The sequence below is a fragment of the Mesorhizobium sp. M2C.T.Ca.TU.002.02.1.1 genome (assembly GCF_003997225.1).
This window is the reverse complement of the sequence record NZ_RZTO01000137.1, coordinates 1-10,321: the sequence shown is the minus strand read 5'-3', so window position 1 is coordinate 10,321 and position 10,321 is coordinate 1. Positions and strand designations below refer to the sequence as shown.

At 63.7% G+C, this 10,321-nt stretch carries 12 protein-coding genes; 7 read left to right on the top strand and 5 right to left on the bottom strand.

All coding sequences use genetic code 11. The features are described from left to right. Positions 1-230: DoxX family protein (locus EOD07_RS10185; protein ID WP_164772154.1), on the top strand; the 230-nt coding region annotated here is incomplete at its 5' end. Positions 231-362: 132 nt separating this feature from the next. Here EOD07_RS10185 and EOD07_RS10180 read toward each other — a convergent pair. Continuing rightward, the gene (locus EOD07_RS10180) at positions 363-1,085 is read right to left on the bottom strand and encodes an SDR family oxidoreductase (RefSeq protein WP_127235343.1); all 723 of its coding nucleotides are present in this window, start codon (positions 1,083-1,085) and stop codon (positions 363-365) included. Continuing rightward, positions 1,082-1,927, bottom strand: coding sequence for an SDR family NAD(P)-dependent oxidoreductase (locus EOD07_RS10175; RefSeq protein WP_127235342.1), 846 nt, complete (start codon positions 1,925-1,927; stop codon positions 1,082-1,084). Before EOD07_RS10175 ends, EOD07_RS10180 begins: the two co-directional genes overlap by 4 nt. Before the next feature lie 103 nt (positions 1,928-2,030). Here EOD07_RS10175 and EOD07_RS10170 point away from each other — a divergent pair, with 103 nt between their 5' ends. Next, on the top strand, positions 2,031-2,903 hold the full coding sequence (locus EOD07_RS10170) for a helix-turn-helix transcriptional regulator (RefSeq protein WP_127235341.1): 873 nt from the start codon (positions 2,031-2,033) through the stop codon (positions 2,901-2,903). A gap of 297 nt (positions 2,904-3,200) precedes the next feature. Here the strand turns inward: EOD07_RS10170 and EOD07_RS10165 are convergent, their stop codons facing one another. Next, positions 3,201-3,830 carry a TetR family transcriptional regulator C-terminal domain-containing protein gene (locus tag EOD07_RS10165; protein WP_041012267.1) on the bottom strand — a complete coding sequence of 210 codons (630 nt, stop codon included), beginning with the start codon at positions 3,828-3,830 and terminating at the stop codon, positions 3,201-3,203. A gap of 236 nt (positions 3,831-4,066) precedes the next feature. Here EOD07_RS10165 and EOD07_RS10160 point away from each other — a divergent pair, with 236 nt between their 5' ends. Continuing rightward, positions 4,067-5,395 carry an aspartate aminotransferase family protein gene (locus tag EOD07_RS10160; protein WP_127235340.1) on the top strand — a complete coding sequence of 443 codons (1,329 nt, stop codon included), beginning with the start codon at positions 4,067-4,069 and terminating at the stop codon, positions 5,393-5,395. Positions 5,396-5,485: 90 nt separating this feature from the next. On the opposite strand, the gene EOD07_RS10155 is transcribed toward EOD07_RS10160, so the two are convergent. Then, complete coding sequence (locus EOD07_RS10155; protein ID WP_040988054.1) at positions 5,486-6,124, bottom strand: TetR/AcrR family transcriptional regulator; 639 nt, start codon at positions 6,122-6,124, stop codon at positions 5,486-5,488. A gap of 121 nt (positions 6,125-6,245) precedes the next feature. Here EOD07_RS10155 and EOD07_RS10150 point away from each other — a divergent pair, with 121 nt between their 5' ends. The 3 genes from EOD07_RS10150 (at position 6,246) to EOD07_RS10140 (ending at position 9,495) form a co-directional block, all read left to right on the top strand. Continuing rightward, a complete protein-coding gene (locus EOD07_RS10150; RefSeq protein ID WP_127235339.1) occupies positions 6,246-7,496 on the top strand; it encodes a Zn-dependent hydrolase in 1,251 nt (416 codons plus the stop codon). A 167-nt stretch (positions 7,497-7,663) separates the two neighbouring features. Then, positions 7,664-9,115 carry a dihydropyrimidinase gene (gene hydA / locus EOD07_RS10145; protein ID WP_127235338.1) on the top strand — a complete coding sequence of 484 codons (1,452 nt, stop codon included), beginning with the start codon at positions 7,664-7,666 and terminating at the stop codon, positions 9,113-9,115. Positions 9,116-9,117: 2 nt separating this feature from the next. Then, positions 9,118-9,495, top strand: a complete 378-nt coding sequence (locus tag EOD07_RS10140; protein WP_127235337.1) for a hypothetical protein — start codon at positions 9,118-9,120, stop codon at positions 9,493-9,495. Positions 9,496-9,512: 17 nt separating this feature from the next. Here the strand turns inward: EOD07_RS10140 and EOD07_RS10135 are convergent, their stop codons facing one another. After that, positions 9,513-9,923: a cupin domain-containing protein gene (locus tag EOD07_RS10135; protein WP_176479989.1), complete on the bottom strand. Its 411-nt coding sequence runs from the start codon at positions 9,921-9,923 to the stop codon at positions 9,513-9,515. A gap of 113 nt (positions 9,924-10,036) precedes the next feature. On the opposite strand from EOD07_RS10135, the gene EOD07_RS10130 reads away from it, so the two are divergent. Then, the coding region (locus EOD07_RS10130; protein WP_127235336.1) for an ATP-binding cassette domain-containing protein at positions 10,037-10,321 on the top strand (285 nt) is incomplete at its 3' end.

The window sequence follows — 10,321 nt, the reverse complement described above, 5'->3', positions numbered from 1 at the left end:
CTCTATGGCTGGGCATCGTGCTGCAGGTCGCGGCCGGAGCGCTGGTAATTGCCGGCATCTGGACCACGGCAGCGGCTGCGGCCCTGATCCTGTTCCTGATCGTCGCGACGCCGATGTTCCACAATTTCTGGGACCATCAAGGACCGGATCGCGCGTCCCGCATCAATGGCGTCGTCAGCAATGTTGCTTTGGCTGGTGGGTTCCTGGCGCTGATCGCGCAGGGCATATAGGCGACCGCGCCGCCGCGGCCGTCCAGGCTAAAGCGCGTCGCGATCTTTTCAGATTCGCTCCATGCGCTTTAGGTTTTTGATTTTGCGCATGTCTTTATCCCGAAACCGGTTCCCACTTTCGGGAGACATGCTTTAGGCCGCGAACCTCAGACCGCCGTCGCAGGTCAGCACCTGGCCGGTCATGAAGCTGTTGGAGACGAGGAAGGCGATCGCCTCGGCGACATCCTCGGCGCGGCCGATGCGGCCGACCGGGGTCTTGCCGGCATAGTCGGCAAACACCGCCTGCCGTTGATCGTCCGGCAGGAAGTCCCACCAGGGCGTGTCGATGACGCCGGGCGCCACGACGTTGACGCGCAAAGGCTTCAGCTCGACGGCGAGGATCGGTGCGACGGTCAAAAGCATGCCGTTGATGGCGCCGATGCCGGCGACGCCGGGCGCCGCGATCTGCGCCGAGACGGCCGAGATGAAGGTGACCGATCCGGCCTTGTTCAAGGTCGGCAAGGCCGCTTGCAGGCAGGAGAGTTGCGGCCGGATCTTCTCGTCGACGCCGCTGCCGATGTCGGCGAGGTCGAGTGTCGCGAACGGTCCCAGTCCCTTGCCGCCGCTTGCGGCGAGAACCAGGTGATCGAACGGCCCGAGACCATCGAAGAAATTCCGAACCTGGTCAGGCTTGCTCGCGTTGAAAGCGGCCTTGCCGGCGGTGCCGCCGAGGCTTTTCCAGGCGCCCTTGAGCTTCTCCTCGTTGCGGCCGGTGATCGTCACCTTCATCGTGGGGCTGACCAGCCGTTTGGCCGTGGCAAGGCCGATGCCGGAGGAGCCGCCGATGATCACGCAATGTTCGATAGTCTCGTTCATGAATGCTGTTCCCTTGATGCTGAAGATGCGTGCCCAATCAATTCGAGGCTGAGGTCTCTCAGCCGGTGGCGGGCCTTTTCGTCATAGGCCTGGGCATCGGCGCGCGATTCCCGCTGGCCGTCGAAATAGCGGCCGCTGCGCCCGTCGAGCGCCGGCGATGCGGCGAGGTTGAGGATGGCGTCGGCGCCGGTCTCGACCGAGCTCCATGGCGTGACGCCGGCCTGCCTGACCATGGTCGTGTCCATGTAGCTTGCCGGATGCAGCGCGTTGACGGTGATGCCGGTGCCTTCGAGCTGTTCCGCCAGGTCGACTGTGAACAGGATCTGCGCCAGCTTGCTCTGGCAGTAGGCGCGCACGCCGCTATAGCCATGCGTCAGCATGACGTCGTCGAAATCGATCGCCTGCTGGCCGGCCGAGGCGACATTGACGATCCGCGCCGGCGCACTTGCCTTGAGCAAAGGCAAGAGCTCCGACGTCAGCAGGAAGCCGGCGAGATAGTTGACGGCGAAGCGCAATTCATAGCTGTCGGCGCTCACCTGCCTTTTCGCGCCCTGGCCGCCAGTGCCGACGCCGGCATTGTTGATCAAGATGTCGAGCCGGTCGGTCCTTGCGAGCACCGCTTCGGCGAGGCGGCGCACTTCGGCCAGCGAAGCGAGGTCGGCGGCGAGGAATTCCGCCTTGCCGCCCTTGGCCTCGATCGCGGAGACCGTCGCCTTGCCGCGGCCTGCGTCGCGGCCATGCACCAGCACGCGGGCGCCGGCGGCGCCGAGCCTTTCGGCGACCACACGGCCGACGCCGTCGGTCGAGCCCGTGACGAGAATGGTTTTGTCCTTGAGTTCCATGTCCAGAGCCTCCTTGCGCTGCTCTGAACGCAAAGATGGGATACGGCGACTATCTCAAACAGTTCAAACTTTATCCTGGTATCAGTACTGCTATAATAGGCGCATGGATATCGCGACCCACTCCCCCGAAGATCACCGCCGGCGCGAGCTCGGCGCCTTCCTGCGTTCGCGCCGCGAGAGGCTTTCGCCCGATGTCGCCGGCATCGCTTGCGGCGCGCGGCGGCGCACGCCCGGACTGCGGCGCGAGGAAGTGGCGATGATCGCCGGGGTCGGCACGACCTGGTACACATGGCTTGAGCAGGGCAGGGATGTGCGGCCTTCGGTCGAGGTGCTGACCGCGCTCTGCCAGGCATTGCGGCTCGACGGCGCCGAGCAGCGGCATCTGTTCACGCTCGCCGGCCGCCAGCAGCCGGAGCGGCGGCGCATCGTGCAGACAAAGGTCGAAGGACCCTTGCTGCACATGCTGCAGAGCCTGGTGCTGCAGCCCGCCTATGTCGTCGGCCCGCGCTGGGACGTGCTGGCCTGGAATGACGCGGCGGTCGCCATTTTCGGCGACTATGGCTTGCTGGAAGGCGATGCCCGCAACATCATCCACGGCGTGTTCACCGATCCGCACCGGCGGCGCCTTCTGGTGGACTGGGAGCAGCTGGCGCGCGCGACCCTTGCCGCCTTCCGCGCCGAGAGCGCGAAATACACCGGCGATCCGGACTTCGAACGGCTGATCGCGCTGATGATGCGCTCCAGCCCCGAATTCCGGGAATGGTGGCCGCAGCGCGATGTCGTGCATCGGCTCTCCGGGCTCAAGCACCTCCGGCACCCGATCGCCGGCGCGATGACCTTCGAGCATATGAGCCTGTCGATCGACGACGGCTCGGATATGCGGCTGATCGTTTACACGCCGCTTGCCGAGCAGAATTCGGTTGCCAAGCTCAAGAAGCTGCTCGAGGCCCAGCCGGCCCAGAAACGCAGCGCGTGAGATTGGCTGTCGGCAACCCTTCAACTTCGTCATCCACGGGCGGAGCGGGAGCGAAGCGGACGCGGAGACCCGAGGATCCATTCCGTTACCTTGATCGAAGGGCGCCGCGGAGCAGAATTTTGCACCGTGGCGGCGCGTTGAAGTCACGGAATGGATCCTCGGGTCTGCGCTGCGTCGCTACGCTCCTTGCTTCGCCCGTGGATGACGAAGCTGATAGGCTTCGGCCAATCTCCAAGGGCAATGATAGCCAGACGGCTCCCAAGTTGTTCCAGCCCGTTGGGCCGTTATGACGAGGTGCTACCCCTTCGGCTTCAACCCATCCAGGAACAGCTGCTCCAGAAAACGCGCCGCGTCCTCGAAGCGCCCGTCGCCGCCGCGGTCGGCGCCGAGCACGGCGCGAACCTGGACGTCGAAATCGGCATAATGCTGCGTCGTCGCCCAGATCGAGAAGATCAGATGCCAGGGATCGGTGCGGACGATCTTGCCGGCGCGCATCCAGCCCTTGATGACGGCGGCCTTCTCGTCGACCAGGGTCTTCAACTCGCCCTCCAGCATCGGCTTGATGCGCGGCGCGCCCTGCAGGATCTCGTTGGCGAAAAGCCGGCTTTCGCGCGGGAAGTCGCGCGCCATCTCCAGCTTCCTGCGGATATAGCTTCTGAGTTCCGTCAGCGGGTCGCCGATGTCGTCCAGCTCACGCAATGGCGCCAGCCAGGTGTCGAGCAGGCGCTGCATCAACGTCTCGTGAATGTCTTCCTTGCGGCGGAAGTAATAGAGGAGGTTCGGCTTCGACATGCCGGCGGCTTCGGCGATCTGATCGATGGTCGAACCGCGAAAGCCGTTGGCGGAGAAGACTTCGAGCGCGGCTTCGAGGATCAGCTCGCGCTTTTCCTGCTGGATGCGGGTGCGGCGGGGAGCGGAGCCTTCCATCGTGTCCGTCATCCTTGCAAACTCCAACGCCGGCCATCTGGACCAATTGTCTGGACCAGTTTTTCCTTGGGCTGTGGAGCGCGCTTTTTATGCCGCATTTCCGCTAGTAATCCTTTTGACCGCCGACAGGCGGTGCTAACGTTTGTCCAACCGGTCAAAATTTTGCGTAGCACGAAAGCGCAGCAAAGACCAAGCGTTGGCCGCACCGAAACAGGTTACAAGGGGAAGTCTTGGTCATGTCCAACCGGCTGAAAGTCACGCCGAACGATCTCAGCGCATTCTGGATGCCGTTCACGGCAAACCGTCAGTTCAAGCAGGCGCCACGCATGTTGGTGTCCGCCAAGGACATGCATTACACGACCAGCGACGGCCGCAAGGTGCTCGACGGCACCGCGGGCCTGTGGTGCGTGAACGCCGGCCACTGCCGGCCGAAGATCACCGAGGCGATCCAGCATCAGGCCGCCGAGCTCGACTATGCGCCGGCCTTCCAGATGGGCCACCCGATCGTGTTCGAGCTGGCGAACCGCCTGGTCGACATCGCGCCCAAGGGCATGGACCATGTCTTCTTCACCAATTCCGGTTCGGAATCGGTCGAGACCGCGCTCAAGATGGCGATCGCCTACCACCGTGTTCGCGGCGAGGGCTCGCGCACCCGGCTGATCGGCCGCGAACGCGGCTATCATGGCGTCAATTTCGGCGGCATCTCGGTCGGCGGCATCGTCTCCAACCGCAAGATGTTCGGCACGCTGCTCGGCGGCGTCGACCATCTGCCGCACACGCATCTGCCGGAGAAGAACGCCTTCTCGAAGGGCGTTCCGGAACATGGCGCGGAGCTGGCGAACGATCTCGAGCGGCTCGTCGCGCTGCATGATGCCTCGACCATCGCGGCCGTCATCGTCGAGCCGGTCGCCGGCTCGACCGGCGTCATCCTGCCGCCGAAGGGCTATCTGCAGAAGCTTCGGGAAATCTGCACCAAGCACGGCATATTGTTGATTTTCGATGAAGTGATCACCGGCTTCGGCCGTCTCGGCACGCCGTTCGCGGCGGACTATTTCGGCGTCACGCCGGATATCATGACGACGGCCAAGGGCGTGTCCAACGGCGTCATCCCGATGGGTGCGGTGTTCGTCAGGAAGGAAATCCACGACGCCTTCATGACCGGCCCCGAGCACATGATCGAGTTCTTCCACGGCTACACCTATTCGGGCAATCCGATCGCCAGCGCGGCGGCGCTCGGCACGCTGGACACCTACAAGGAAGAAGGCCTGCTGACGCGCGGCGAGGAACTGGCGCCTTACTGGGAAGACGCGCTGCATTCGCTCAAGGGCGAGCCGCATGTCATCGACATCCGCAACATCGGCCTGATCGGCGCGATCGAGCTGGCGCCGATCGCCGGCAGCCCGACCAAGCGGGCGTTCTCGGCCTTCGTCAAGGCCTTCGAGCGCGGCGCGCTGATCCGCACCACCGGCGACATCATCGCGCTGTCGCCGCCGCTGATCATCACCAAGGGCCAGATCAACGAGCTGATCGACCATGTTCGCGATGTTCTGAGGTCGATCGACTGACAAGCCGGAGCGGACACCTTCCCCGTCGAGGGTGTCCGCGGCACGGCAGGTGAGGTCGGCGCGGGAGCGCCGATCTTGAGTGAGCTTGATTCAGGCTGGCTGCGCGCCGATGCCGGTCAGGATCACCCGTTTGATGTTTTCCTTGGCTTCCCGCCATTGCCGGTCGGAGAGCGATTTGCCGCCGTTCAGCGTCTCGATCTGGTGGCCGAAATCGGCGTAGTGCTGGGTCGTGGCCCAGAGCATGTAAAGGAGATGCCGTGGGTCCACCGGGTCCATCTTGCCCTCCTCGATCCAGCGCCTGATGATCTCGACGCGGCCATCGGTCCATTCGCGCAAAGTCGATTCCATATAGTCCTGAAGCACCGGCGCGCCGTGCATCACTTCCGAGGCCCAGACCTTCGAACCGTCCGGATGACGGCGCGATATTTCCATCTTGGCGTCGATATAGGCGCTGATGCCGTCAACCGGGCCGCGCGCAGCGTCGAAGCAATTGGCCGCCTGCAGCCAGATTTCGAAAATGTTCTGGACGACGGACCGGTAGAGCTCTTCCTTGGTGGCGAAATAATAGTGGAGATTTGCCTTTGGCAGTCCCGCCAGGTCGGCGATCAACTGCATCGTGGCGCCACCGAACCCAGCCTCCGCGAACACCTTTTCGGCGGCGAGCAGGATGGCTTTTTCATTCTCCCGCCTTATATCCTGTCGCCGCATGGGACGGGTGGATTCGGTCATGTCTCCCCCAAGATTCTCGTTGACCGCTTGGTCAGGTTGTGTAGTCTGAAAGCTGACCATACGGTCAGGATGCAAACCACTCAAGGGGCGACAAGACCCCTGGTGAAAATGGGAACCGCAAATGGCCGCACCCGGCGAAAATCTGCGAATCAATTCAGACCGTTTGTGGGACTCCCTGATGGAGATGGCGAAGATCGGCCCCGGCATCGCCGGCGGCAACAATCGCCAAACCGTGACGGACGAGGACGGCGAAGGCCGCCATCTGTTCAAGCGCTGGTGCGATGCCGCCGGGCTCGAAATGGGCGTCGACGAGATGGGCACGATGTTTGCCCGCCGCGAAGGCACCGATCCCAGCCTGCCTCCGGTCTATGTCGGCAGCCATCTCGACACGCAGCCGACCGGCGGCAAGTATGACGGCGTGCTGGGCGTGCTGGGCGGGCTGGAAGTCGTGCGCTCGCTCAACGATCTCGGCATCAAGACGAGACATCCGATCGTCGTCACCAACTGGACCAACGAGGAAGGCGCGCGCTTCGCGCCGGCGATGATGGCATCGGGCGTCTTTGCCGGCGTGCTCGACCAGGCCGACGTCTACCAGCATGTCGACAAGGACGGCAAAAAGTTCGGCGAGGAGCTCGAGCGCATCGGCTGGAAAGGCACCGAGAAGGTCGGCGATCGCAAGATCCACGCCTTCTTCGAGCTTCATATCGAGCAGGGGCCGATCCTGGAGGACGAGGGCATCGACATCGGCGTCGTCACCCACGGCCAAGGCCTGAAGTGGCTGCAGGTGACGCTGACCGGCAAGGAAGCGCATACGGGCTCGACACCGATGCCGAAACGCCGCAATGCCGGGCTCGGCATGGCGCGCGTGATCGAGCTGGTACATGAGATCGCCATGGACTATCAGCCCGACGCCGTCGGCGCCGTCGGCCACATGCAGGCCTATCCGAACTCGCGCAATATCATCGCTGGCCGCACCGTCTTCACCATCGACATCCGCTCGCCGGAGAAGGAAGTGCTTGACGCGATGGATGGCCGCATCCGCGAGGGCATCGACACGATCTGCGATGCGCTCGACATCAAATACGAGATCGAGCAGGTCGGGCATTTCGACCCGGTCACCTTCGACAAGAATTGTGTCAAGGCGATCCGCGACGCCGCCGAGCGGCTGGGTTACTCGCATCGCAACATCGTCTCCGGCGCCGGCCACGACGCCTGCTGGATCAACCGCGTCGCGCCGACCGCCATGGTGATGTGTCCCTGCGTCGACGGGCTCAGCCACAACGAGGCCGAGGAGATCACCAAGGAATGGGCTGCGGCTGGCGCCGATGTGCTGTTCCACGCGGTGGTCGAAACGGCGGGGATCGTCGAATGACCGACTAGAGCATTCCACCGTTTCACGGAAACGGTGGAATGCTCTAGTGTCTTTGTTTTGAGGCAATTTCGGACGGAAAACCGCTTCACACTTTCCCTGAAATTGCTCCGGACCAATCACCTCGCAACGCCGCTCGCCAAGAAGCGCGAAAGAACAGGGGAACAGACATGACCAAAGTCATCCGGAACGGCACCGTCGTCACCGCCGACCGCACATGGAAGGCCGACGTGCTGATGCAGCACGGCAAGATCGTCGCCATCGGCTCGAACCTGCATGGCGACCACGAGTTCGACGCCACCGGCTGCTATGTCATGCCGGGCGGTATCGATCCGCACACCCATCTCGAAATGCCTTTCATGGGCACCTATTCGGCCGACGATTTCGAATCCGGCACGCGCGCGGCACTCTCCGGCGGCACGACCATGGTGGTCGATTTCTGCCTGCCGGCGCCGCAGCAGTCGCTGCTGGAGGCGCTGCAGATGTGGGACAACAAGACCTCGAAAGCGTCCTGCGACTATTCCTTCCACATGGCGATCACTTGGTGGGGCAAGCAGGTGTTCGACGAGATGGCTCAAATCGTCGACAGGGGCATCACCTCGTTCAAGCACTTCATGGCCTATAAGGGCGCGCTGATGGTCGACGACGACGAGATGTATGCGTCGTTCCAGCGCTGCGCCGATCTCGGCGCGCTGCCGCTTGTCCACGCCGAGAACGGCGACGTGGTCGCGGCGCTCTCGCAAAAGCTTCTGGCCGCCGGCAACAATGGCCCCGAGGGACATGCCTATTCGCGTCCGCCGGAAGTGGAAGGCGAGGCGACAAACCGCGCCATCATGATCGCCGACATGGCCGGTGTGCCGCTCTATGTCGTGCATGTCTCCTGCGAGCAGAGCCACGAAGCGATCCGCCGCGCCCGCCAGAAGGGCATGCGGGTGTTCGGCGAGCCGCTGATCCAGCATCTGACGCTCGACGAGACGGAGTATTTCAACAAGGACTGGGACCACGCGGCGCGTCGTGTGATGAGCCCGCCCTTCCGCAACAAGCTGCACCAGGACTCGCTGTGGGCCGGCCTGCAGGCCGGCTCGCTGCAGGTCGTGGCGACCGACCACTGCGCCTTCACCACCAAGCAGAAAAGAAACGGCGTCGGCGACTTCACCAAGATCCCGAACGGCACGGGCGGGCTCGAAGACCGCTTGCCGGTGCTGTGGACCAGAGGCGTCAACACCGGGCGGCTGACGATGAACGAGTTCGTCGCGGTGACCTCGACCAACATCGCCAAGATCCTCAACATGTACCCGAAGAAGGGCGCGATCGTCGAAGGCGCCGACGCCGACATCGTCGTCTGGGACCCGAAGCGCAAGAAGACGATCTCGGCCAAGAAGCAGCAATCGGTGATCGACTACAATGTCTTCGAAGGCGTCGAGGTGACCGGCCTGCCGCGCTTCGTCTTCTCGCGCGGCGAACTCTCGATCGAGGAAGCGGACGTCAAGGCCAAGGCCGGCCATGGCGAGTTCGTCGCCCGCGAGCCGAACGCCGCGGTCAACCGGGCGCTGTCGACCTGGAAGGAGATTTCCGCGCCACGCAAGGTGGAGCGGACCGGCATTCCGGCGACGGGGGTTTGAGCATGCGGCGCGGGGGGCTGCTTTTCACCGCTGCCTTGGTTCTTGCCGCCGGCCATGCATGGGCCGCCGGCATCGATCTCACGAAGCCTTATGGCGACAAATATGGCTGCATCAACCGGAACGGCCAGCAGGTCGCCGCCGACAAGATGCTGCTTTTGACCGACAAGGAACTGATCACGGCGGCCAGCGCCTGCACCTTCAGCGACAAGCAGGCCCAGGCCGACGGCTCGCTGGTGGTGACGGCGAAATGCGAGGCGGAAGGCGAGGAGGGTCAGGCGCCCACCAAATTCACCATCAAGCGCAGCGCGAAGAATGCCAAGAAGCTGGTGGTGGCCGACGAGGACGGCAATGTGATGGGCGAAGTCGCGCGATGCAAATGACGGCGACCCCGTCGGGGTCAAGCGACGAGCCCATCCAGTTCCGGCAGCAGGACGACGCTTTCCTGTTCGTTGGGATCGGTGCGGGCGATGACCGCCGAGGACGGCGCTCCGCTCAGATTGGCCGGCAGATGCGGCACCCCGGCCGGGATGTAGAACAGGTCGCCGGCCTTGACGACGATGTGGTGCTCGAGCCGGTCGCCGTACCAGGTGTGGACTTCGCCGGAGAGCACGTAGATGGCCGTCTCGTGGCTTTCATGCATATGCGCCTTGGCGCGGGCGCCGGGCGGCATGGTGAGAAGATGCATGCAGATGCCGGAGGAGCCGACGGTCTCGGCGGCGATGCCGGCGAAATAGCTCAGCCCCTGCTTGCCCTGATAGGTGCTTTCGGGGCGAACAAGATGACAGGTGGGTTTAGGCGACATCGGCAAGGCTCCGGGCGGCGTCGATCGGGTGGGACAGGACGAGTGGAAAGCAACGCTATCATAAAATCAACCGGATTGCGGACAGCGCCGCGGCGGCTGCGAAAGGCAGGCTGCAGCCAATGACCGAACAGCCGCCAGCCGTCGTTTCGGCAAGCAAGCTCGGCCTCACCTTCCAGACCAATGACGGTCCGGTGCAGGCGCTGTCCAATGTCGATCTGACCATCGGCAAGGGCGAATTCGTCTCCTTCATCGGTCCATCCGGCTGCGGCAAGACCACCTTGCTGCGCGTCATCGCCGACCTGGAAAAGGCGACTTCGGGGACGATCGCGGTCAACGGGCTGACGCCCGAGCAGGCGCGCGAGAAGCGCTCCTACGGCTATGTGTTCCAGGCCGCCGCCCTGTTC